At 36.7% G+C, this 25370-nt stretch carries 18 protein-coding genes, 10 tRNA genes and 1 rRNA gene; 28 read left to right on the forward strand and 1 reads right to left on the reverse strand.

Annotation, left to right across the window (positions count from 1 at the left end; genetic code table 11):
• Positions 1-34: 34 nt before the first annotated feature.
• From rrf to glpK, 26 genes are all read left to right on the forward strand, one after another.
• Positions 35-150: ribosomal RNA gene (gene rrf / locus HWV59_RS02465) — 5S ribosomal RNA — on the forward strand.
• Positions 151-159: 9 nt separating this feature from the next.
• Positions 160-234 (forward strand) — tRNA-Asn (locus HWV59_RS02470).
• A gap of 2 nt (positions 235-236) precedes the next feature.
• A tRNA-Thr gene (locus HWV59_RS02475) sits at positions 237-309 on the forward strand.
• A 17-nt stretch (positions 310-326) separates the two neighbouring features.
• Positions 327-401 (forward strand) — tRNA-Glu (locus tag HWV59_RS02480).
• Between the two features lie 8 nt (positions 402-409).
• Positions 410-485: transfer RNA gene (locus tag HWV59_RS02485), tRNA-Val, on the forward strand.
• A 3-nt stretch (positions 486-488) separates the two neighbouring features.
• Positions 489-561 (forward strand) — tRNA-Thr (locus tag HWV59_RS02490).
• A gap of 17 nt (positions 562-578) precedes the next feature.
• Positions 579-662, forward strand: a tRNA-Tyr gene (locus HWV59_RS02495).
• Positions 663-736: 74 nt separating this feature from the next.
• Positions 737-811: transfer RNA gene (locus HWV59_RS02500), tRNA-Gln, on the forward strand.
• Between the two features lie 3 nt (positions 812-814).
• Positions 815-887: transfer RNA gene (locus HWV59_RS02505), tRNA-Lys, on the forward strand.
• Between the two features lie 4 nt (positions 888-891).
• Positions 892-966 (forward strand) — tRNA-Gly (locus tag HWV59_RS02510).
• A gap of 10 nt (positions 967-976) precedes the next feature.
• A tRNA-Ala gene (locus tag HWV59_RS02515) sits at positions 977-1052 on the forward strand.
• 221 nt (positions 1053-1273) lie between these two features.
• Positions 1274-1837 carry an RNA polymerase sigma factor SigW gene (gene sigW, locus HWV59_RS02520; protein WP_102232901.1) on the forward strand — a complete coding sequence of 188 codons (564 nt, stop codon included), beginning with the start codon at positions 1274-1276 and terminating at the stop codon, positions 1835-1837.
• Positions 1838-1852: 15 nt separating this feature from the next.
• Positions 1853-2455 carry an anti-sigma factor family protein gene (locus HWV59_RS02525; protein ID WP_102232900.1) on the forward strand — a complete coding sequence of 201 codons (603 nt, stop codon included), beginning with the start codon at positions 1853-1855 and terminating at the stop codon, positions 2453-2455.
• A gap of 118 nt (positions 2456-2573) precedes the next feature.
• The gene (gene cdaA / locus HWV59_RS02530; protein ID WP_102232899.1) at positions 2574-3413 is read left to right on the forward strand and encodes a diadenylate cyclase CdaA; all 840 of its coding nucleotides are present in this window, start codon (positions 2574-2576) and stop codon (positions 3411-3413) included.
• The gene (locus tag HWV59_RS02535) at positions 3406-4662 is read left to right on the forward strand and encodes a CdaR family protein (protein WP_102232898.1); all 1257 of its coding nucleotides are present in this window, start codon (positions 3406-3408) and stop codon (positions 4660-4662) included. Before cdaA ends, HWV59_RS02535 begins: the two co-directional genes overlap by 8 nt.
• Positions 4663-4691: 29 nt before the next feature.
• Positions 4692-6038: a phosphoglucosamine mutase gene (gene glmM, locus HWV59_RS02540; RefSeq protein ID WP_102232897.1), complete on the forward strand. Its 1347-nt coding sequence runs from the start codon at positions 4692-4694 to the stop codon at positions 6036-6038.
• 474 nt (positions 6039-6512) lie between these two features.
• The gene (glmS, locus tag HWV59_RS02545; RefSeq protein ID WP_102232904.1) at positions 6513-8318 is read left to right on the forward strand and encodes a glutamine--fructose-6-phosphate transaminase (isomerizing); all 1806 of its coding nucleotides are present in this window, start codon (positions 6513-6515) and stop codon (positions 8316-8318) included.
• A 559-nt stretch (positions 8319-8877) separates the two neighbouring features.
• Positions 8878-11142 (forward strand): protein translocase subunit SecDF, encoded by a 2265-nt coding sequence (secDF, locus tag HWV59_RS02550; RefSeq protein ID WP_102232896.1) that lies wholly within the window; start codon positions 8878-8880, stop codon positions 11140-11142.
• A 246-nt stretch (positions 11143-11388) separates the two neighbouring features.
• Positions 11389-12639: a DUF445 domain-containing protein gene (locus tag HWV59_RS02555; RefSeq protein WP_175637995.1), complete on the forward strand. Its 1251-nt coding sequence runs from the start codon at positions 11389-11391 to the stop codon at positions 12637-12639.
• Positions 12640-13150: 511 nt separating this feature from the next.
• The gene (locus HWV59_RS02560) at positions 13151-14161 is read left to right on the forward strand and encodes a LacI family DNA-binding transcriptional regulator (protein WP_102232894.1); all 1011 of its coding nucleotides are present in this window, start codon (positions 13151-13153) and stop codon (positions 14159-14161) included.
• Positions 14162-14354: 193 nt separating this feature from the next.
• Complete coding sequence (locus tag HWV59_RS02565) at positions 14355-15596, forward strand: ABC transporter substrate-binding protein (protein ID WP_102232893.1); 1242 nt, start codon at positions 14355-14357, stop codon at positions 15594-15596.
• Positions 15597-15756: 160 nt separating this feature from the next.
• Positions 15757-16620 carry a carbohydrate ABC transporter permease gene (locus HWV59_RS02570; RefSeq protein WP_102232892.1) on the forward strand — a complete coding sequence of 288 codons (864 nt, stop codon included), beginning with the start codon at positions 15757-15759 and terminating at the stop codon, positions 16618-16620.
• A gap of 2 nt (positions 16621-16622) precedes the next feature.
• Positions 16623-17441, forward strand: a complete 819-nt coding sequence (locus HWV59_RS02575; protein WP_102232903.1) for a carbohydrate ABC transporter permease — start codon at positions 16623-16625, stop codon at positions 17439-17441.
• Positions 17442-17494: 53 nt separating this feature from the next.
• A complete protein-coding gene (locus tag HWV59_RS02580; protein WP_102232891.1) occupies positions 17495-19177 on the forward strand; it encodes a glycoside hydrolase family 13 protein in 1683 nt (560 codons plus the stop codon).
• 72 nt (positions 19178-19249) lie between these two features.
• Entirely contained in the window at positions 19250-20887 is a 1638-nt protein-coding gene (locus HWV59_RS02585; protein WP_175637997.1) for a glycoside hydrolase family 13 protein, read from the forward strand.
• Between the two features lie 151 nt (positions 20888-21038).
• Positions 21039-22544, forward strand: coding sequence for a glycerol kinase GlpK (gene glpK / locus HWV59_RS02590; RefSeq protein ID WP_102232889.1), 1506 nt, complete (start codon positions 21039-21041; stop codon positions 22542-22544).
• Positions 22545-22790: 246 nt separating this feature from the next.
• Here glpK and HWV59_RS02595 read toward each other — a convergent pair whose 3' ends face one another.
• Positions 22791-23111, reverse strand: coding sequence for a thioredoxin family protein (locus tag HWV59_RS02595; RefSeq protein ID WP_175637998.1), 321 nt, complete (start codon positions 23109-23111; stop codon positions 22791-22793).
• A 200-nt stretch (positions 23112-23311) separates the two neighbouring features.
• On the opposite strand from HWV59_RS02595, the gene HWV59_RS02600 reads away from it, so the two are divergent.
• Positions 23312-24061: a GTP cyclohydrolase II gene (locus tag HWV59_RS02600; protein WP_102232887.1), complete on the forward strand. Its 750-nt coding sequence runs from the start codon at positions 23312-23314 to the stop codon at positions 24059-24061.
• Entirely contained in the window at positions 24054-25145 is a 1092-nt protein-coding gene (gene ribD / locus HWV59_RS02605; protein WP_102232886.1) for a bifunctional diaminohydroxyphosphoribosylaminopyrimidine deaminase/5-amino-6-(5-phosphoribosylamino)uracil reductase RibD, read from the forward strand. The genes HWV59_RS02600 and ribD overlap by 8 nt, the downstream gene beginning before the upstream one ends.
• Positions 25146-25370: the final 225 nt, after the last annotated feature.

Raw genomic sequence — 25370 nt, forward strand, 5'->3', positions numbered from 1 at the left:
CTTCAAAATAGTATAATAATTTTTGTCACAAATGTCTGGTAATGATGGCGAAGAGGTCACACCCGTTCCCATGCCGAACACGGAAGTTAAGCTCTTCAGCGCCGATGGTAGTTGGGGGTTTCCCCCTGTGAGAGTAGGACGTTGCCAGGCTTTGATTGTTCCGCAGTAGCTCAGTGGTAGAGCTATCGGCTGTTAACCGATCGGTCGCAGGTTCGAATCCTGCCTGCGGAGCCATTGCTTCCATAGCTCAGTTGGTAGAGCACTTCCATGGTAAGGAAGAGGTCACCGGTTCGAGCCCGGTTGGAAGCTTAAAGGAATATCATTAAGGCCCATTGGTCAAGCGGTTAAGACACCGCCCTTTCACGGCGGTAACACGGGTTCGAATCCCGTATGGGTCACCATTTAAATTGGAGGATTAGCTCAGCTGGGAGAGCACCTGCCTTACAAGCAGGGGGTCGGCGGTTCGATCCCGTCATCCTCCACCATATGCCGGTGTAGCTCAACTGGTAGAGCAACTGACTTGTAATCAGTAGGTTGGGGGTTCAAGTCCTCTCGCCGGCACTCTTTCTTTATAATATGGAGGGGTAGCGAAGTGGCTAAACGCGGCGGACTGTAAATCCGCTCCTTAGGGTTCGGCAGTTCGAATCTGCCCCCCTCCACCATTTTATAATTAAATCTTTCTAATGAGTTGTGAATAATTTCACTATTAAAGGGAATAGTATTATTACTTAATTAATGGGCTATAGCCAAGCGGTAAGGCATCGCACTTTGACTGCGACATGCGTTGGTTCGAATCCAGCTAGCCCAGCCATTAGAGCCATTAGCTCAGTTGGTAGAGCATCTGACTTTTAATCAGAGGGTCGAAGGTTCGAGTCCTTCATGGCTCATTTTGCGGAAGTAGTTCAGTGGTAGAACACCACCTTGCCAAGGTGGGGGTCGCGGGTTCGAATCCCGTCTTCCGCTCCAACGGCACCATGGGGCCTTAGCTCAGCTGGGAGAGCGCCTGCTTTGCACGCAGGAGGTCAGCGGTTCGATCCCGCTAGGCTCCACCAAAAACTTGATATAATGTTTTTACATATAAGCGATAAACCTCTGTTTATCGCTTTTTTGATGCATTATCATATTTATCTAACAAGAATTCATTGAAAAGAAATAAAGTTTTCTCCATACTTCAACCAAAATTTGTTAAAATAATTTTATGTGAAAAAAATGAAACTTAGCAGCATTCTATTACGTATAAAAGATAGCCGCAGAGTGCGGGGGTATGATAAATATGGAGACACTAATAAGAAAAAGAATAAAACAAGTAAAAAAGGGAGATCAAAACGCATTTGCTGAAATAGTTGATATCTACAAAGATAAAATTTATCAATTATGTTATCGGATGCTTGGGAATGCTCATGAAGCAGAAGATATTGCACAAGAAGCATTTATAAGAGCATATGTTAATATTCATACGTATGATATGAATAAAAAGTTCTCAACATGGTTATACCGTATCGCAACGAATTTATCGATTGATCGAATTAGAAAAAAGAAACCAGATTTCTATTTAGATGCAGAGGTATCAGGTACTGATGGTTTAAATATGTATTCTCAAGTAGCGGCAGATGTTTCATTACCAGAAGAAGAACTTGAAACGTTAGAATTACAACAAACGATTCAAAGAGAAATATTAAAATTACCTGATAAGTATCGAACTGTAATTGTATTGAAGTATATTGATGAACTATCACTAAATGAAATTAGTGAAATCTTAACAATACCAGTTGGTACGGTTAAAACTCGTATACATCGAGGCAGGGAAGCTTTGAGAAAGCAATTAAGGTATATATAAAAAGAGGTGAAAAAGATGAGCTGTTCTTCAGAATATGTACAACTTTTGCATAAATATTTAGATCATGAACTATCACCTGCTGAAGAGAAAGATGTAAAAGAACACCTTCATAGGTGTGAAGCTTGTTATCAGCATTTTCACGAACTTGAGAAAGCAGTAGCGTTCGTTCAAAGTACATCACATATAGAAGCACCATTAAATTTCACTGAAGGAATCATGAACAGCCTTCCTAAAGAAAAAAGAACTGTATCATGGAATAGATGGTTTAAAGGACATCCGCTTTTAACAGCTGCATCCCTTTTTATCCTTTTAATGGTAAGTAGCTTATTTTCTGCATGGAATGAGGATCAGCACTTCAGTGTTTCAAAACAGGAAAATCTTGTTGTCGAAAATAGTAAAGTCATTGTTCCGAAAGATGAAGTAGTGAAAGGTGATGTGATCGTCAAAAATGGGACCTTGGAAATACAAGGTACAATAGAAGGCGATGTTACTGTTATTAATGGAGAACAATATATGGCATCTGCAGGTAATGTAACAGGAAAAATTGAAGAGGTTGACGAAGTATTTGAATGGTTATGGTATCACATTAAAAGGATATCTGAGGACGTAGTAAGTTAACGGCAGGGTCATCGAAATGGTGGCCTTTTTACATAGCTCTATATAAAATGATATAATGGGATAGTTGTCAAAATAGTAATAAAGAATAGAATAAAGTTAACTCATGGAGGACAAGTGAATGGGGTATGAGGTTTTACCAATATTGAATGACATACCAATATTGCATTACCTCGGTATAGCTATTGATATTCTCCTTGTATGGTACGTTATATATAAATTAATTATGGTTGTAAGGGGAACAAAAGCTGTTCAGTTGTTAAAAGGAATAACGGTTATAATCGTGGTCCGTATGTTAAGTCAATATCTTGGTTTAAGTACTTTGCAATGGTTAATGGACCAAGCCCTAACATGGGGTTTCTTAGCAATTATTATCATATTCCAACCAGAGCTTCGCAGAGCTTTGGAACAACTGGGAAGAGGTCGGTTATTTTCTAGAAGTGGCTTACCGGGAGAAGATGATCCTGAAGTCACTGTAGAAGCTATTGTAAAGGCAACAGATTACATGGCAAAACGACGTATTGGTGCACTTATGTCAATTGAAAAAGAAACAGGTATGAGCGATTATATCGAAACAGGTATTTCTTTAAATTCAAGAATATCTTCTGAGCTTTTAATTAACCTGTTCATTCCGAATACACCACTACACGATGGTGCGGTTATCATTCAGAAAAACCAAGTAGCTGCTGCAGCATGTTATCTTCCTTTATCAGAAAGTCCTTTTATATCGAAGGAACTTGGAACAAGACATAGAGCAGCATTAGGGATTAGTGAAGTAACAGATAGCTTAACAATTATTGTATCTGAAGAAACAGGAAATGTCTCTGTTACTAGAAATGGTGAATTACATCGTAATTTAACTCAAGATGAGTTAAGGGATATTCTTCAAAAGGAACTGTATACGCAAACTAAAGCTGTTTCCTCAAACCGTTGGCACTGGAGGGGGAAAAAAGATGGATAAGTTGATGAATAATCATTGGGTTATGAGAGTTATTGCTCTGTTTTTAGCTTTAATGCTTTATGCATCAGTAAATATTGAAACAACAGGAACTCAGACTAATAAATCCTCAACACCATTTGAAACTTCAACTTCTTCTTCTTTAGAAACAGCGGTAGTGACTGATATACCAGTTGTTACATACTTTGATGAAGAAGGTTTAGTGGTAACAGGGGTACCTGAAACGGTGAATGTCACATTAGAAGGTCCAACAGGTACGTTGGTAAAGGCAAGGCAACAAAAGGATTTTGAAGTCTATGCAGAGTTAACCAATTTATCAATTGGATCACATAAAGTAAATCTAAAAATTAAAAATTTATCTAGTGACCTAAAAGCTACCATAAGTCCTTCAGCTATTACAGTCACAATTGAAGAAAAGATTTCAAAAAATTTTCCGGTTGAAGTTGAATATATAAATGAAGATAAATTAGAAGAAGGTTATACACCTGATCAACCAATAGTAAGCCCGAATAGCGTTCATGTTACTGCATCAAAAGAAATTATCGACCGTATTTCAAAAGTTCAAGCTACCATAAACTTAGAAGGTGCAAAAGAAACGATTAATAAAGAATCCAGAATTACGATCTATGATAGTGATGGCAACATACTACCGGTTGAAGTTGACCCATCAGTAGTTGATGTAACGGTTCCGATAAAAAGCCCAAGTAAAGTCCTCCCTTTTAAAGTAGTACGAGAAGGAGAACTTAAAAAAGGATTCAGCATTTTAAGTATGGAAACAGAACCGAAAGAAATTACAGCATACGGGCCTATGGATGTGTTAGAAAATTATGATTTTATTGATGGGGTAAAGGTGGATTTATCAAAAATTGAGAAGGATACAGTCCTTGAAGTTGATGTCCCTATACCTGAAGGGATTGAAAAGGTTAGTCCAGAAACGATTAAAATTGATATAGATGTGGATGAGCAACAGGAGAAATCATTCTCTGATAAAAAAATTGAAGAGGTTGGTATGGCAGAAGGTAAGGTTTTTGACTTTCTGGATCCTAATGTTGGAGAATTAGATATTAAAATCTATGGTGCGCCAAGTGTAATTAATCAGATCAATTCTGAAGATATCGAGCTCTATATTAACCTTTCAAACTTAAGTGATGGAGAACATGAAGTACCCGTTCAAGTAAATAGTTCACAAAATAATATTACCTGGTCATTAGAACAAGAAAAAGTAAAAGTGAGAATTTCTTCTGCCTCTTAATATGCAGATTACATAAAGGAGCGAAACCTATGGGAAAGTATTTTGGTACAGATGGAGTTAGAGGAGTTGCAAATAGTGAATTAACACCTGAGTTGGCCTTTAAAATTGGGCGTTTTGGAGGGTATGTTTTAACAAAAGATAAAGAAAGACCTAAAGTCTTGATAGGACGCGATACTCGCATTTCGGGTCATATGTTAGAAGGAGCTTTAGTCGCAGGACTATTATCAATTGGCGCCGAAGTTATGCGCCTAGGTGTGATTTCAACGCCGGGTGTTGCTTATCTAACGAAAGCATTGGGAGCTGAAGCAGGGGTGATGATCTCTGCATCACATAATCCTGTTGCTGATAATGGAATTAAATATTTTGGTCCAGATGGTTTCAAATTATCAGATGAGCAGGAACTTGAAATAGAAAGTTTGATGGATAAAGAAGAAGATACGTTACCAAGACCGGTAGGAAAAGATTTAGGACAAGTTAATGATTATTTTGAAGGTGGACAAAAGTACCTGCAATTTTTAAAACAAACAGTGGATGAAGATTTTACAGGCATCCATGTTGCATTAGACTGCGCTCATGGTGCAACATCTTCTCTTGCTACGCATCTTTTTGCTGATCTGGACGCAGATGTGTCAACTATGGGAACTTCTCCGAATGGTTTAAATATTAATGAGGGCGTAGGATCTACACACCCAGAAGCATTAGCTGCTTTCTTAAAAGAGAAAAATGCTGATATTGGACTAGCTTTTGATGGAGATGGTGACCGTTTGATAGCCGTTGATGAAAATGGAGAAATCGTTGACGGTGATCAGATTATGTACATATGTGCAAAACATTTGGATAGTGAAGGCCGATTAAAGAAAAACACAGTTGTCTCAACTGTTATGAGTAATTTAGGCTTCTATAAAGCTCTTGAGGAGCACGATATTAAGAGTATTCCAACAGCTGTCGGGGATCGTTACGTTGTAGAAGAGATGAAAAGAAATGACTACAACTTAGGTGGAGAGCAATCAGGTCACATTATCTTTTTAGATTATAATACGACAGGTGACGGTTTATTAACTGGCTTGCAATTGGTGAATATCATGAAGCTTACAGGTAAAAAATTATCTGAACTTGCAAATGAAATGAAAAAATATCCACAATTGCTTATAAATGTAAAGGTAACAGATAAGTATAAAGTAACAGAAAATGAAAAAGTAAGTGAAGTTATCACAGCAGTTGAACAGGAAATGGGTGGAAATGGACGCATTCTAGTTCGCCCGTCCGGCACAGAGCCGTTAGTTCGTGTTATGGCAGAAGCACCAACAGAAGAGCAATGCCGTATTTATGTAGAACAAATTGTCGAAGTTGTTAAGGAAGAAATGGGATTAGAATAAGACTTAAAGAGGCGGGATGAAACCCGTCTTCTTTTATTTCAATAAGGGTGATTGTTGTTAACATGTATAGCTGAGGATTCATATAGATAAGGTATAACATTCAATTTGAAGGTTATGGATGGTAAAAATTGATTGACGTTTTATTTTCTTCTGTTGTATCATTAATTTTGTTGTTTTACTTATACTAAAAGGAAGGAGTAATAGGAGATTTTTTTATTCACCTAAAGCGCCTGAACTAAGCATGGACGTATAACAGCTTAGTTGACGAGGATGGAGGTTATCGAAATTTCGGCGGATGCCTCCCGGCTGGTTTGGTTACAGCCGTAAGCTTTTCCTCAAACCAAAGAGGTAACTTTTTGAACAAAGGGAAAAGTATAGCCTTCCAAAAATAAAAACATGTGTGAGGGGACAGTGATGTCTCCATTAAGTTTATTGGCTCCTGTCCCTAGTTTCACACTATGGGAGGAAAAATTTATGTGCGGAATTGTTGGTTATATTGGAAAACAGGACTCAAAGGAAATCTTATTAAAGGGTCTTGAAAAATTAGAGTATCGTGGATATGACTCTGCTGGAATTGCTGCAATGAATCAAGATGGTGTTCACATCTTTAAAGAAAAAGGACGTATTGCAAAATTACGTGAAATCGTAGATGAAAAGGTTGAAGCTTCAACTGGTATTGGGCATACTAGATGGGCAACTCATGGTGTTCCAAGCCAAGTGAATGCACACCCTCATCAAAGTACGTCTTCAAGATTTACACTTGTTCACAATGGTGTAATTGAAAACTACTCAATTTTAAAACGTGAATATTTGCAAGATGTTCAATTGAAGAGTGACACAGATACTGAAATCATTGTTCAAGTGATCGAAAAGTTTGTAAAAGAAGGATTAGAGGTTGAGGAAGCGTTCCGTCAAACGTTATCAATCTTAAAAGGCTCATATGCAATTGCATTATTAGACGAGCAAAATCCTGAAATGATTTATGTTGCGAAAAATAAGAGTCCACTTCTAATTGGTTTAGGTGATGGAAGTTTTAATGTAATTGCATCAGATGCAATGGCTATGCTTCAAGTAACAGACCAATACGTGGAAATTATGGATAAAGAAATGGTATTCGTTGAACGCGAAACTGTGACAATTAAAGATCTAAAAGGTAATGTAATTGAACGTGCTCCTTACAAAGCAGAGCTGGATGCAAGTGATATTGAAAAGGGCACATATCCTCACTACATGTTAAAAGAAATTGATGAACAACCATTAGTAACAAGAAAAATTATTGCAAAATATCGCAATGAAGATGGCGGTATTACAGTTGATGCTGATATCGTTGAGGCAGTAAATAGTGCCGACCGTATTTATATCATTGCAGCAGGTACTAGCTACCACGCAGGATTAATTGGAAAGCAATTTATTGAAAACTGGGCTAAGATCCCTGTAGAAGTGCATATTGCAAGTGAATTTTCTTATAATATGCCGCTTTTATCACCAAATCCACTATTTATTTTCATCTCACAAAGTGGTGAAACAGCGGATAGCCGTTCAGTATTAGTCCAAATTAAAGAGCTAGGACATAAAGCATTAACAATCACAAATGTTCCAGGATCTACGCTGTCTCGTGAAGCGGATTATACACTTTTATTACATGCAGGTCCTGAAATTGCTGTTGCATCAACAAAAGCATACACAGCACAATTAGCTGTACTATCAATCCTTGCAGCTGAGGCAGCAGAAGCAAAAGGTCTATCATTGGAATTTGACCTAACAAAAGAACTAGGTATTGTAGCTAATGCAATGGAAGTACTGTGTGATCAAAAAGAAGAAATGGAAGCTATCGCAAAAGAATTCTTTGCAACAACACGTAATGCATTCTTTATCGGACGCTCTGTTGACTACTATGTGGGACTTGAAGGCGCATTAAAGCTTAAAGAAATCTCCTACATCCAAGCGGAAGGATTTGCTGGTGGAGAATTAAAGCATGGTACCATTGCCCTTATTGAGAACGGTACACCAATTATTGCACTAGCAACACAAGAACATGTTAACCTAAGCATTCGCGGAAATGTGAAAGAGGTTGTGGCACGTGGAGCTAACCCGTGTATTATTTCAATGAAGGGTCTTGAAGAAGAAGACGATCGTTTTGTTCTGCCAAGCATTCATGAACAGCTGGCACCTCTTGCAGCTGTAGTACCATTACAGTTAATCTCTTACTATGCAGCACTTCACCGTGGTTGTGACGTTGATAAACCACGTAATTTGGCTAAGAGTGTGACGGTAGAATAAAGGTAAATTTCCGAAAATCCGGATATCAAAAAAACAATTTATTTTTAAAGAGAATATATAAAGACTGAGGATGCTATGATTCAAATCATGGGGTCCTCAGTCTTTTTTTAGCTATTCCAAAGAAGATGAGAGCTTGTAATGAGTATTTTTGTCCATGAATTTGAAATAAAAATAAATAAAAAGTAAAGGAAGCTTTGACTCTATAGTAGTGGAAGTGAGACAATATAGGTAGGAGACTCTTTAGAGGGTTGCCTTCACAATGTTAATTTGAATGTTAGAAAAGAGGGGAATTATATAAATATAGCTATATTAGTGGTATTATATACGTTGAATCCATTTCTCCTATTCAAAAGGATTTAACTGACGTTGGATCTTCCAAGAAACGTCCATAGCTATCTAGATTTAATGAAGATGGTATGACACCTCAGCGGAATACATAAATGGTTAGGATATAGTGAGTTACGATATACATAAACATGAACCGGCGTTTGTTTTTTACTATTTGAAAATTTAGATAAACTTATTAAGAGGCATTATAAATGGTAAGGAGATATTGAGAATGATTAAAAAAAGTCGAATAGTGGCATTTATGGTGTTTATTATAGCTTTTACATCAGTCATGGTCCTAACAACGAGTAATATTTTAAGTAATATCAAGTTAGGATTGGATTTACAAGGTGGATTTGAAATCCTTTATGAGGTGAAACCGGCTAAAGAGGGCCAAAAAATAGACGAGGCTGCACTTTCAGCCACTGCAGAAGCTCTCGATAAACGTGTCAATATATTAGGCGTGAGTGAGCCCAATATTCAAATAGAAGGAAATAACCGGATCCGTGTACAATTAGCAGGTGTAGAAGATCAAAACGAGGCCAGGGAAATATTATCAACAGAGGCAAACCTCTCTTTTCGTGATGCTAATGATCGCTTAATGATGGATGGTACAGATCTTGCGGAAGGCGGAGCCGAACAAACCTTTGATGAAAATGGCAAACCTAGTGTTTCCATAAAATTGAAAAGTGCTGAGAAATTTAAGGAAGTAACAACAGAGATTGTTAGTTTAGCTCCTAATAATGTGTTAGCAATTTGGCTTGATTTTGAAGAAGGAAAAGATTCTTTTGTAGAAGAAAGTCAAAAAGCAGAGCCAAAGTATATTTCTGCACCTGTCGTTAATCAAGTATTTAATCAAGATACTGTTTCTATTGTTGGTGACTTTTCAATTGAGGAAGCTAAAAACCTTGCTGATGTATTAAATGCAGGGGCCTTACCGGTAAAACTTGATGAAATTTATTCAACTTCTGTAGGTGCCTCATTTGGTGAGCAAGCGATGAGTAAAACCCTATTAGCGGGTATCATTGGGGTTATCGCTGTATATCTATTTATGATTTTTTATTACAGATTCCCAGGTTTTATCGCGACAATTACGTTAACTGTATACAGTTATTTAACATTATTAGTATTCGATTGGATGAACGTTGTTTTAACATTACCAGGGATAGCAGCTCTTATATTAGGTGTAGGTATGGCTGTTGATGCGAATATCATTACCTATGAACGAATAAGAGAAGAAATAAAAGTAGGAAAATCAATTCAGGCTGCATTTAAGGTCGGTAATCAGAATTCATTTTCAGCTGTAACAGATGCCAATCTAACGACACTATTGGCTTCAGCGGTTCTATTCTTTTATGGTACAAGCTCAGTAAAAGGGTTTGCAACGAGTTTAATTATAGGTATTCTTGGAAGCTTCTTAACCAATGTTTATCTTTCCAGATGGTTATTAGGTCTTTGGGTAAATAGCAAAATCTTCAAGCATAAACCAGGTTGGTTTGGGGTAAAGAAAAGTGAAATAAAGGATATTTCGGAAAACTTTGATACTCTCGATTTACCAACTAGATTTGATCGTTTTGACTTTGTTAAGCATCGCAGAAAGTTTTTTGTTTTTTCAGGTGCTATTTTTGCCTTGGGGATCATTTGTTTATTGGTGCTTAGATTGAATCTCGGCATTGACTTTACAAGTGGGACCAGAATTGAAATACTCTCTGATAATTCACTTACAACAGAAGAGGTAACCACTGAACTTGAACAGTTGGAGTTACCTTCTGATGATATTGTAATCTCAGGTGATAATAATAATATAGCTGTTGCTCAGTTTAAAGGTGTGCTTTCAAAAGAGGAAATTGCAAAAATAAAATCTCATTTTAGTGAAAAGTTGGGAGCAGAGCCCAATGTGAGCAGTGTTACTCCAACAGTAGGGAAAGAGCTTGCTAAGAATGCGGTAAAAGCTCTTGCGATTGCTGTTGTTGGCTTAATTATCTTTGTTACCATTCGTTTTGAGCTTCCAATGGCTGTTTCAGCAGTTATCGCTCTCTTGTATGCTGCATTTTTCATTATTCCATTCTTTAGTCTAACAGGGCTTGAGGTGGATATTACGTTTATTGCGGCACTATTAACTGTTATAGGTTATTCCATTAATGATACGATCGTTACGTTTGACCGTATGCGTGAAAATATGCAAAAAAGAAGATATTTGAAGAAATATGAAGATATTGTTGATGTAGTTAATACAAGCTTGCGTCAAACATTAGGACGTTCCATTAACACAGTTTTAATGGTGGCAATAACGGTTGTTTCCATATTGATATTTGGAAGTGAAGCTATCCGTGGTTTTTCAATTGCATTGCTGGTTGGTTTAATCGTCGGAACATATTCATCCATTTTTATTGCTGCACAGATATGGGTTGAGTGGAAGCATAAAGAGTTGAAGAAAAAAGGTGTTTTAAAAACATTCAAGGAAAAACGGAAATATACCGATGAACCACAGGTATAGAAGAGTACTGTCGACACAGAGGCTGAAAACCTCTGTGTTTTTTTAGGAGAATTGTGCAGATTGTGCTATACATCTATAATTTGATTTTTATCATTTTAGGATTAATAAACTCTAAGTACCAAGTAATCAAAAAAATTGCATCCGCGCTGCTAACATGATATTTTTTAAATTGATTTAGTAAATTCTCATAATGATCATAGTAAAGACTGGTTATAGTATATGTATAACTTTTAAGGATGAGCGAATATGATGTCAACTAAAACAAAAGAGTCTAAAAAAATTGCAAGCTACTCACTTATTATTATGGGCACAGGTTTTATCGCTTGTACCCCATTTCAAGGTTCACTTTGGGTAGATTTAGTACAAGGAGGATTTGAAGCAGGATTGGTCGGCGGATTAGCGGATTGGTTTGCCGTCACAGCGTTGTTTCGTCATCCGCTTGGATTACGAATCCCACACACTGCTCTTCTGCCAAAAAATCGAAAGAGAATGACAAATGCAATCATTTCTATACTAAAAAATGATTGGTTATCGAAAGAAAGTATTCTGGAAAAAACGAAACAAATTCCGTTCACAGAAAAGCTGTCGACTATTATGGAAAAAGAAATACATACAGAAAGCTTTAAAAAGAATCTTACTGGACAATTGAAGAAATTGATTCGATATATCGATGCTGAGAAGCTTACTCCTTTTGTGAAGAAACAACTAGAGTCAACTCTTTCAAACCTTAACATAAGCCATTTTCTTCAAAAAATCCTGCTTAATCAACAGATTGAAAAGAAAGGGTTAGATTATCTTTTAAATAAGGCAGAGGTATGGCTGGCTAATCCAAGAACAAAACATCAGCTGGGAACTATTTCTATGAATGTGCTCAACAAGGTTGAAGTGGAAGGGATCATGCAGTTTGCACTGAAGTCCATTCAGAATTTACTTGATGAGGAAAAGATGGGGAATATTATAAAAAACCTCTTGTTAAGTGTGATCAAGACTTTAAAGCACGAGGGAGAGCCTAATCGGGAGGCATTAATTAAGTATATACAGAACGAAATTCAATCCCTTAATGAAAACAAGGCCTTTATAGATGGTGTAGAAAATTGGAAAAGTCAGTTACTGGATAGTTGGGAACCCGATCAAAAAATAACAGAGAGCATAAAGAGAATTCAAGAAAATGCGATAGAGCTTGTAGAAGATCAAGAATTTGTTGAAACTAAAATCATTCCATTTATTGTCCAACTATTAAACGATATTAAGAAAGAAAATGTGAAAATTGACCACTGGATACAGGAACATTTAGCGGTCCTAATAGAAAAAAATCATTCACAAATAGGAAATCTTGTCCAAGAAAATTTAGATAAGCTGGATAATGAGAAATTAATTGATATGATGGAAAATAACATTGGGAAAGATTTGCAATGGATTCGCGTAAATGGAGCAGTATGTGGTTTCTTAATCGGAATTTTCCTAACAGGTGTACAGGAACTGATTAGTCTCATTTAGTAATTTATATAAATTGAAAAATAGAAGAAGTCACTTAATACTAGTTAGAATCGGGGTTGTACCTTCAAGGTGCTATGAACTCGATTCTTTTTTTCTTTTAATTAATAGCTTAAATCTTTTATTAGGTGGATGAAATGAAAGACAAAACGATGGAGGAAAGACGAGAAAAGTCTTTCATAAGGCAGATGAAAGACAAAACCGGTGGAGGAAAGACGAGAAAATTCTTCCATAAGGCCACATGAAGGACAAAACTAGTGGAGAGATGGCGAGAAAAGTCTTTCATAAGGCAGATGAAGGACAAAACCGGTGGAGGAAGATGAGAAAAGTCTTTCATAAGGTAGATGAAGGACAAAAACGCAAGGAGGAATAGCGAGAAAAGTCTTTCATTTAGCCTACATAAGGCTAAAACTATTTCCATGGGTATACATATTTAAAAAAAGTATTGAAAGGGTTTTCTAAAGGTGATATTATAATTTACGTAAACGTTTTCCTAATTGAAAGAAGGTTGGTTATGTCTTATACCATCAAAGATGTTGCAAGGCATGCTAATGTGTCAATTGCAACTGTATCAAGAATTATAAATAATCAAGTCGGTTATTCTGAAAAAACGAAAAAAAGAGTACTTGCTGCGATAGAAGAGTTGGGTTATCAACCGAATGCTGTTGCAAGAGGTCTTATTAACAAACGCACACATACAATTGGAGTTCTTTTTCCAAAGCTATCAAGTACACTTGTTACTGATCTTCTAAGCGGTATTGAAAAAGCAACACATGAAGCTGGTTCAAGTGTCATTGTTTGTCATACAGAGTCAAATGGTGAGAAAACAATGAAGTACTTGCAGTTGTTAAATGAAAAGCGGATTGATGGGATTATCTTCACTAGTGCTCCCTTGTATGAGGAATACTATGAATATATAAAGAAAATGAATGTGCCAATGGTATTATTGTCGACCGAAACATATTCATTTCCAGTACCGTATGTTAAAGTGAACGACCGACATGCAGCATATACAGCAACTCAATATTTAATTAGTAAAGGCCATAAAAAAATTGGGATGCTATGTGGGAATGTTGAAGATGCCGTGTCAGGCAAGCCTAGGTTCGACGGATTTAAGAGTGCTTTAAAGGATCATAATCTACCATTCGATGACAATAATGTGGTATTTAATAAGGCATTTACCTTTCATGATGGCGCAGAAAGCTTAAAAATTTTATTAAAACAGGTACCCGATCTTACAGCAGTTTTTGCTGCAAGTGATGAAATGGCGATTGGAGCTATTTCTTCTGCTTATGAGCTTGGGATAAAGGTTCCTGAAGAGCTATCGATTATAGGCTATGATAATTTGAGTATTGCAGATATGTCTACACCACCATTAACAACTGTTGCACAGCCTTTAACGGAAATGGGAGAGATGGCAGCCAAGATGCTATTCGAGTTACTTGATTCTGATCAAACAGTTGAAAGTAGGATCATGCCACATAAAATTGTTGAAAGAAAGAGTGTACTTAAAAAGGAGGAATAATATTTTTTTGCAGGTTTACGTAAACGTTTACTGATTTATTAAAAAAGAACAGAGGATATGGAAACTAGATTTTTTTTAATAAAATGAGTAAACGTTTACTCTTTGAAATTGCAAGAATATGTTTTTCTTTGACTAATATTGTAAATGTTTACACAGCATAAGTATCAAATACAAATTTTTAGGGGGATTAAATATGAAGAAAAAAGTAACAGCAAGTATCCTAAGTCTAGTTCTAGGAACATCTATTCTAGCTGGATGTGGGGGAAATGAGGGTGGAGGAGCTGAGGATGGAAAAGTAACATTAGAACTTTTCTCAAACAAGGCTGAAAGCATTGATACGTACAAAGGGATAATTGCCGATTTTGAAAAGGAAAATCCTGATATCAAAATTAAACTTGATGCCCCTCCAGAAGCTGAAACAGTATTGAAAACGAGATTAACGAAAAATGATTTACCTGACATTATGTCAATTGGTGGGAATGCAACTTATGGAGAATTAGGAAGAGCTGGAGTTTTACATGATTTCTCAGATTCCGAATTAGTGAAAACGATTCAACCTTCCTATGTTGATATGATCGGTCGCTTAGTTGGTTCTGAAGAAGAAGGAGTATTCGGACTTCCATATGCAACAAACGCGAACACTGTTATTTACAACAAGCAAAAGTTTGAAGAACTTGGTTTAGAGGTTCCAAAAACCTGGGATGAGTTTGTTGCCATTTTAGACAAGGCTAAAGAAGCTGGAGAAATTCCAATTTACTTTACTTTAAAAGATGCATGGACAGGCATGATCGCATGGAACTCACTAGGTGCAAATATTGCCGGTGAGGATTTTGCAGAAAAGAAAAATGCTGGTGAAACAACGTTTGTTAAGAGCTATGACGAAGTAGCTGATAAGATTTCAACACTAACTAAATATGGTCATAAAGACAATCTTGGTGTTGCGTACGGCGATGGAAATAACGCTTTTGCAAGTGGTAAAGGTGTTATGTATATCCAAGGTAACTGGGCAATTCCAGAAATTCTAAAAGCTAATCCGGATATTCAATTAGGTACCTTTGCAATGCCTGTAACGAATGATCCTGCTCAAAATAAACTTGTTTCAGGTGTAGATGTGTTATTAACAATGAATGAAGAAACAGAGCATAAGGAAGAAGCGATGAAATTTATTGAATTTATGATGAATCAAGATACTTCAAAACGTTATATCGATGAGCAAAAAGCATTCTCAGCTATTGAAGGTGTATTCCAAGAGGATCCTGTATTTGAAGGTATAAAAACAAATTTTGAAACAGGTGCAATTACGAGCTTCCCGGATCACTACTATCCATCAGGCATGGGGGCAGAAAACCTTGTTCAAGAGTACTTAATTGAACAAAAGAAAGATGCTTTCTTGAAAAAATTAGATAGTGAATGGGAAAAAGTTCAAAATCGTTAAAAAGAATATGGGCATCACGTTTTGATGCCCAATTCTATTATTAGAATAAATAAGCCACTCCTTAAGGGAAGATATAGAGAAAGACATCTTATTTTAAGGAGCGTCTTATGCTTGAAGTTAAAAAATGCATATATAGGTGTTTGATAAAGGAGAGGTCATAATGAATAAGAAAAATTATGTGTATATGATAATAGCAATTCCTGCGTTTATCCTTTTCTTCATCTTCCATACGTATCCTGCCCTTCAAGGGATATTCTATAGCTTTACTGATTGGAAAGGGTATGGGAATTGGGATTTCGTTGGGTTAAAGAATTACTTAAATGTTTTTAAGGATGAACGTGCTTTAGATGCATATGGATTTACATTCAAATTTGCCATTATTTCTACAATCTTGGTTAACATTTTCAGCTTACTTGTCGCAATGGGACTTAATTCAAAGATTAAATTTCAGAAGACTCTTCGTGCGATTTATTTTTTACCATACATTCTAAGTATTTTAATTGTAGGGTTCATTTTTAATTTTATTTTCACGCATTTCCTTCCAGGCATTGGAGAAAGCTTCGGAATAGAGTTTCTTTCGAAAAATATTCTAGGAGATCCAAAACTGGCATGGTTAGGTATCGTTCTTGTCGCTGTTTGGCAGTCAGTAGCCTTTAATACGATTCTATATTTAGCGGGGTTAGTGACAATTTCAGAAGATTTATATGAGGCAGCAAGTATTGATGGTGCAGGGATATGGAGAAAGTTCTGGAACATTACCTTCCCGCTTATCGCTCCTTTCTTTACAATCAATATGGTATTGGCAATGAAAAACTTTTTAATGGTGTTTGATCAAATCGTTGCATTGACTGGTGGGGGACCTGGAACATCAACAGAATCAATTTCGTTACTTATTTATCGAGGTGGTTTTGAAGGCGGAGAGTTTGCCTATCAATCAGCAAATGCAGTTATTTACTTTATTGTCATTGTTGTCATTTCGATTATTCAATTGAAATTCTTAGAAAAACGAGAGGCGGAAAGCTAATGATTAACAAAAGAACAAACTGGCCTGTTACCACTCTCTTAATTGTTGGTACATTACTGATATTATTACCATTGTATTTAACGATTACCATTGCTTTTAAAACTCCACAGGAGATGGCAGGAAATTTATTAGCCCTTCCAAAATCCTGGTCTTTAGATAACTTTACACAAGCAATTGAAATGACTAATTTCTTCCAGGCCCTTGGTAATACAGTGTTTGTGACAGTATTCGTTGTGATATTTACAGTGTTAACAAACTCGTTAGTAGCCTATGCTATTGCAAGAAATATGCACAAAAAAGCTTATAAGTTTCTATTTTATTATTTTGTGAGTGCTATGTTTATCCCATTTCCAATCATCATGTTACCGATCGTTAAGCAAACAGCTGCTTGGGGAATGGATAACCTTGTAGGATTAATCATTTTATACGTTGTGTTCAATTTATCTTTTAATACGTTTATTTACGTAGGTTATATTCGCTCGATTCCAAAAGAGTTGGAAGAAGCCGCAATCATAGATGGAGCAAGCACATGGGGTGTTTTCTGGAGAGTTATTTTCCCATTGCTGGCACCGATGAATGCAACGGTTGCCATTATTACTTGTTTAGGTGCATGGAATGACTTTATGCTGCCTTTAGTTATGCTAAGTGACCGGGAAATGGCGACATTACCGTTAGTACAATACATTTTCCAATCACAATTTAGTACAGATTATAACTTAGCATTTGCATCGTATTTAATGGCTTTAGCCCCGATGATTATTGTGTATATTTTTGCACAGAAATGGATTATTAGCGGAGTAATGAAAGGTTCTATCAAGTAATAGGGACAGCCCCCGAGAGGGCTTCCTTAAGTAAGGTTGAAGGAGTGTACATCTTGGAAAAAACATGGTGGAAAGAAAGTATCATATATCAGATTTATCCACGAAGCTTTAATGATAGTAATGGTGATGGAATCGGGGATTTAAAAGGGATTACCGAAAAACTTGATTACCTAAAGGATTTGGGGATAGATGTCATCTGGCTTTCTCCAGTCTATAAGTCACCTAATGATGACAATGGTTATGATATAAGTGATTATCAAAATATTATGGATGAATTCGGAACAATGCAAGATTGGGAAGAGCTTTTAGATCAGGTTCATCAGCGTGGAATGAAATTAATTATGGACTTGGTTGTTAATCATTCATCAGATGAGCATGCTTGGTTTGCTGAATCGAGAAAATCCAAGGATAGCCCATATCGTGACTATTATATTTGGCGTCCTGGTAAGGAAGGGAAAGAACCAAATAATTGGGAGTCTGTTTTTAGTGGATCTGCTTGGAAATATGATGAAGCAACAGATGAGTATTTCCTACATCTTTTTAGTAAGAAACAGCCAGATCTTAACTGGGAGAGTCAAAAGTTACGTGAAGAAGTTTACAACATGATGACTTGGTGGCTTGATAAAGGAATCGATGGCTTCCGGATGGATGTTATTAATTTTATCTCCAAGGTACCTGGTTTACCGGATGCACCAAATCCTGAAGGTAAGACATACGCTCCAGGTGGTCAATATTTTATGAATGGACCACGGATTCACGAGTTTTTACAGGAAATGAATCAACAGGTGCTTTCAAAATATGACATTATTACCGTTGGTGAAATGCCTGGTGCATCTGTAGAGGATGCAAAGCTGTATACAGGGCATGAGCGCGAAGAATTAAATATGGTTTTCACCTTCGAACATATGGATCTTGATTCAGGTCCAAAAGGAAAATGGGATTTAAAGAAGCTGAATCTTCTAGATTTAAAAGAGAATATCTCAAAATGGCAAACTGGTCTTAACGGAGTAGGTTGGAACAGCTTGTACTTAAATAATCATGATCAACCCCGTATGGTTTCAAGATTTGGTAATGATCAGGAATACCGCGTGGAATCGGCAAAAATGCTTGTAACTTTTCTTCATATGCTTCAAGGAACACCATATGTGTATCAAGGTGAAGAAATCGGCATGACTAATGTTCGTTTTGATTCAATTGATGATTACAAAGATATCGAAATCTTGAATATGTACAATGAAAAGGTCATCCAAGGAAATGAGGATCCTGCAAAGGTAATGGAATCCATTTATGTAAAGGGTCGGGATAATGCAAGAACACCATTCCAATGGGATGATAGTGAAAATGCAGGATTTACGACCGGTGAACCTTGGCTTAAACTGAATCCGAATTACACAGAAATCAATGCAAAGCAAGCTGTCCAGGATCCAGATTCTATTTATCATTATTACAGAAAAATCATTGCTTTACGGAAGGCACACCCTATTATTGTGTACGGTGATTACGAACTAATCTTACCTGAACATGAAACAATCTTTGCTTATACAAGAACATATGAAGGTGAAAAGCTATTAGTAATAACAAACTTTAGTAGTGATGAAGCTCAATTCACACTCCCTGCAAACGTAACGATGCCATCAGTTGAACTGTTAATAAGTAATTATGATGTAGAAGAAACGGAAGAAATCTCATCAATTAACTTGAAACCCTATGAGGCAAGAGTTTATAAAAGCAAATAAAAAAGAAAATTGCAGATCACATGATATGGTCTGCGATTTTTTTTCAATCAAAATAAAAGGCGGTTGAAAAAGATGCATAAAAAATGGTGGAAGGAAGCTGTCGTTTATCAAATCTATTGGCGCAGCTTTTACGATTCTGATGGTGATGGATATGGTGATTTACAAGGAGTGCTAAGCAAATTAGATTACATCAAAAAGCTTGGAATTGATGTCATTTGGTTAAATCCATTTTATGAATCTCCGGATCGGGATAATGGCTATGATATATCAAATTATTATGGAATTATGGAAAAAGCAGGAGATATAGAAATATTCGAGAAGTTAATCAAAGAAATTCACAACCGCGGTCTAAAAGTTATTATGGATTTAGTTGTAAATCATACATCTGATCAGCACCCTTGGTTCATTGAATCGAAGTCTTCTAGAAATAACCCAAAGCGTGATTGGTATATTTGGCATGATTCAAAAAATGGACAAGCACCTAATAATTGGAGATCATACTTTGCTCCATCCTCATGGGAATATGATGAACAAACGGATCAATACTACTTCCATTCGTTTGCAGTTGAGCAGCCTGATTTAAATTGGGAAAATCCTGAGCTCCGTCAGGAAATCTACAAGATGATGCGTTATTGGCTTGATAAAGGTATAGACGGATTTCGAATGGACGTTATCAACCTCTTAGCAAAACAAGAAGGCTTTCCAGATGCAAAAGAACCATCCAACATAAGCTACCTTGGAAATAATCCGGGTATACATGACTACCTTCAGGAGATGTATCGTGAGGTCCTGCAACAGTACGATGTTATGACTGTTGGAGAAATTCCTTTTGTCACTCCTGAAGATGGGCTTTTGTATGTTGGAGAAGATCGAAATGAGTTAAATACGTTATTTCATTTTGAAGTAGCAGATGATATGCCAACATGGGATATGCTCAGGTATAAAGAAATTCAAAACCGTTGGTATCAAGGTTTAAAGGGAAAAGGCTGGAATTCTCAATTTCTCAATAACCATGATCATACAAGACAGGTGACTCGATATGGAAATGATCAAGAGTTTCGGGTTGAATCAGCAAAACTATTAGCCACAATGATTCATACTCTTCCGGGAACACCATATATATACCAAGGGGAAGAGATTGGAATGACAGGTGTTCGCTTTGAAACGATTCATGATTATAATGATATTGCGATGAAAAATAAGTATAAGGAAGAAGTTGAAAAAGGCAGGGATCCACAGGAAGTATTTGAAAGCCTCTTATTATTGAGCAGGGATAATTCAAGGACACCTATGCAATGGAATGATAAGAGTCAGGCTGGTTTTACTAGTGGAAAGCCTTGGATAAGGGTGAATCCTAATTATAAAGAAATAAATGTTGAATCAGCTTTAAACGATCCAAAGTCAGTTTTCTTTTATTATCAAAAACTTATCTCATTAAGAAAACAACATGATGTTATGGTATATGGAGATTTTATCGATTTATCTCCGGGGGATGAACAATTATATGTTTATACACGTTCAAACAATGAAACAACTTGGCTTATTGTGTTGAATCATTCCGATCATGTAGTTGAATATCATTTACCTGAAGATTTCAAAGAAAAAGAGCGAAAAATCATTATCGGAAACTATGATAATCCAGACGTGGAACAAGGTAATATATTAAAATTACAGCCTCATGAGGCAAGAGTTTATGATCTATTAACATAATATAGAGGGACCAACCTTTTTGGTTGGTCCCTTTCTTCATGTATTTAGAAGCAACAAAGTCTGTGAAAACACCGTAAGAAATAAAGGATTTGGCGTAAAAGATCAAGAAGTATTGTAATTACAGATCATAATGAAGAATGGAGGACTTTTTATGGAGAAGAAATATATATTGTCATTAGATCAAGGGACGACAAGTACTAGAGCTATTCTGTTTAATAAAAAAGGTGAAATTATTGAAGTAGCTCAGCGGGAATTTCCGCAATATTTTCCCAAGCCAGGTTGGGTAGAGCATAATGCCCTGGAAATATGGAGTTCTGTATTAGCGGTGATAGCAGAAGTACTAGCGAAAAAGGATATTTCACCTAAGGAAATAGCAGGTATCGGTATTACAAACCAACGTGAAACTGCTGTTGTTTGGGATAAGGAGTCAGGGAAGCCTATTTACAATGCGATTGTGTGGCAATCAAGACAAACAGCTGATATTTGTGAAAGGTTAAAGGAAAGCGGTCATGAAGATCTCTTTCGTAAGAAAACAGGATTATTAATAGATCCCTATTTTTCAGGAACAAAAGTAAAGTGGATCCTAGATCATGTCGAAGGTGCCAGACAACAAGCAAATGAAGGGAAATTACTTTTTGGGACAATTGATTCCTGGTTAATTTGGAAGCTATCAGGCGGCTTAAAACATGTGACAGATTATACAAATGCATCAAGAACCCTTATGTATAATATTTATGATCTACATTGGGATGATGAGTTACTGGAAATTTTAGATGTTCCAAAATCAATGTTACCTAAAGTGTGCTCTTCTTCAGAAGTATTTGCAGAAACGATTGATTATCATTTCTTTGGAGAAGCAGTCCCAATTGCAGGAGTAGCAGGGGATCAACAGGCTGCTTTATTTGGACAGGCATGTTATGAGGAAGGAATGGCAAAAAACACGTACGGAACAGGCTGCTTTATGTTAATGAATACAGGTGAGAAGGCTGTACCATCAGAGAATGGATTATTAACAACTATTGCTTGGGGAATTAATGGGAAAGTTGAATATGCGCTTGAGGGTAGTATTTTTGTCGCAGGCTCTGCAATTCAATGGCTGCGTGATGGATTAAGAATGATTGATAACGCTCCTATATCTGAAAAATATGCAGAAAAAGTAGATTCAACAGATGGGGTATATGTTGTACCGGCATTCGTAGGACTAGGTACCCCGTATTGGGATAGTGATGCAAGAGGTGCTATTTTTGGTTTAACGCGTGGGACAACAAAAGAGCATTTTATTCGAGCTACCCTTGAATCTCTAGCTTATCAAACAAAAGATGTGTTAAAAGCAATGGAGGCAGATTCCGGAATCGAGCTTAAAAAGCTTCGTGTTGACGGTGGAGCTGTAAAAAATAATATGCTCATGCAGTTTCAAAGTGATATTTTAAATGTTCCTGTTGAGCGTCCTGTTATTAATGAAACAACTGCATTAGGTGCCGCTTATTTAGCTGGCTTGGCCATAGGATTTTGGCAGAATCGTGATGAAATTGAGTCTCAGTGGAAGGTGGACCAATCATTTGAACCTGAAATGAAAGAAATCCGAAGAAATGAGCTTTATGATGGATGGCAAAAAGCAGTGAACGCTACAATGGGTTTCAAACCGAGTAAAAATTAAAATAGGAATTATTCCTATAGGTAGTGTGTCCATCCAAATATATGTATGTTTTTAATGGAGAAGGAAAAGTTAAAAATGTATAAATATTGGAGGGATCATCATGCCGACTGATCGTAAGGTTGTATCATCAGAACTGGGAACACTCTGGATGACCTATCAACAAGAAACTATGATCTTATGGATGCTGGAGATCATAAAATAATAAATAGGGTAGCCTCTCATGTACTGAGACTACCCTATTAAAGTTTATTTAACTGATTCTGACAAAAACTCAATGACTTGATCAGGAGTTTTCGCATTCGCACTATGTAAATGGGCAAGCTTCTCGCCTTTTTTAAATACTAGCAAGCTTGGAATTCCCATAACATTGTTTTTTTCTGCAATTTCCGGAAACTCGTCTTTGTCAATTTCAAACATAGGTATGTCCCCAACCTCTTCGAAAACAGTTGGCAAAAACATATCCATGCGCTTGCAGTCAGGACACCAGTCAGTGACGAATTTTACGACTACAGGCTCTTCCCTGCTAATAAGTTCTTGAAATTGATTGTCTGTTTTTATCTGTTCCATTATAATCACCTCTACCACCTATTCTACCCATATCTTGTTGAAAAAACAGTATTTTGCCTATAACTGATGGTTACATTATAGAGGATAATGAGGGTCAAAAGAAATGCTAAAATAAACAATCAGAAAAGTTGACGGCATTTATCCCCAAACCGTATACTGACTTACAATAAGTAAGTTATTTGCTAAGGGGAGATAGATGAATGATTGAAGCAATAAAAGAAGTTCCTCTAAACACTTTAAAAGATAAAACAAAGGTAGTACCGTATGAAACGGGAATAACATACATAGTTGGCCCAATTCATTTGCCTGTTCAATTAGATGATGAAACATTATTCTTTAAATGGTATTGCTGGCTGAATGTAGAAGGGGAAAAAGATTCTTCTTTTGAGGAATTATTAGATAGAATACAAACTCTTCCATTAGCAAGTCAACAGCAATCGAGTGTACTAGTATACGGTGATTTTGAAACAGAAGAATCTGCCCTCATTCGAATGCACAGCATATGCCATACAGGTGATATATTTGGAAGTAAGAGATGTGATTGTGGATATCAATTAAAACAATCGCTAAGAATGATAAAAGAACATGGAGCGGGTGCGTTATTCTACCTGGCAAATCACGAAGGTAGGGGAATCGGTTTGTTTAGTAAGGCGCTTGCTTACCTTCTTCAAGAAGAAGGTTTGGATACTGTAGAAGCAAATGAGCAATTAGGGTTTGCTGATGATGCGAGAGACTATAAAGACGCGTTAAGAGTGTTAGCAACACTTAGACAGTTACCTGTTACATTAATTACAAATAACCCACTTAAGCTGGAGGCGCTTCAACAATCCGGCGCAAATGTTGTTGGTCGAATACCATTATGGGGAGATGTGTCAGACTATAATCAGCGCTACTTAGAAACAAAAATGGAGAAGGCCGGCCATTTCAGAGGAGGTTATATGATTGAGTGAACATGAGGTTTATATGAAGTTAGCCTTAAACAATGCTCTTGCTATGAAAGGACAAACCGTACCAAACCCATTGGTTGGAGCGGTGATTGTAAATCATAATCGCATCGTCGGCGTTGGTGCGCATTTAAAAGCGGGTGGACCGCACGCAGAAATTCATGCTTTACATATGGCTGGTGACCAAGCAAAGGGAGGTACAATGTATGTTACCCTTGAACCTTGTTCACATCATGGTCGAACAGGTCCATGTGCAGTTGCTATTGTTGAAGCAGGTATCAAAAAAGTTATAGTTGCAACTCTGGATCCTAATCCTCTTGTTGCAGGGAATGGAATAAGAATTTTAAAGGATGCAAATATAGATGTGATTGTTGGTGTTTGTGAAGAAGAATCCATCATGATGAACGAAGTGTTTAATAAATATATCACAACTAAAAATCCATTTATCACAATGAAATCCGCTACAACTTTAGATGGCAAAATTTCCGCTTATACGTCAGATAGTAAGTGGATTACATCTGAAGAAGCTAGAAAAGATGTCCATCAATTAAGACACGAGCATGCCGGGATTTTAGTAGGTGTTCAGACAGTTATTAAGGATGATCCAGAATTAACTACTAGAATTGAGCACGGGCGAAATCCTATTCGCATCATTCTTGACAGCCGCTTACGGACTCCACTTCACTCTAAAGTCGTCACTGATAAACAGGCGGAAACATGGATCTTCACCTCCAAAAACTATTCACAATTAACTAAAGACCAATTGGAAGCATTAGGCGCAAAAGTATTTATTACCTCTGGTACAGAGCAGGTTGATTTAAAAGACACGCTTCAAATACTTGGTGAAAAAGGTGTTTCTTCCGTATTAATTGAAGGTGGAGGAGATGTGAATGCATCGTTTTTAGCTGAGAAATTAGTTGATAAGCTCGTTTTATATATGGCTCCAAAGGTGATAGGCGGAAAGGGAGCACCCGGGTTTATCGGTGGTCTCGGAATTGAAAAGATGGCAGATGCTGTTCATATAGATCGTATAGATATCATGAAAATAGGTAATGATTTTAAATTTACAGGTTATCCTAGTTATAAATAATAGAGAAAGCACGAAGGTTAAAGAAATTTGGCATCGTGCTTTTTTAATTTCGATTCCGATTCTCTTGTTGTATAAAAGCTGAGTATAGGATAAAATAAAATTATAAAACCAAGTAAACTTATAAGAATAATTTAAATTATGATTCTTTAAATATTGACTGTTTTCACTAAGGTTGTGGCTGGCTTTTAAAAAATAAATTAACTCTATAGCGCAATGGAACGGACT

This window comes from Metabacillus schmidteae (assembly GCF_903166545.1).
GTDB lineage: Bacteria > Bacillota > Bacilli > Bacillales > Bacillaceae > Metabacillus > Metabacillus schmidteae.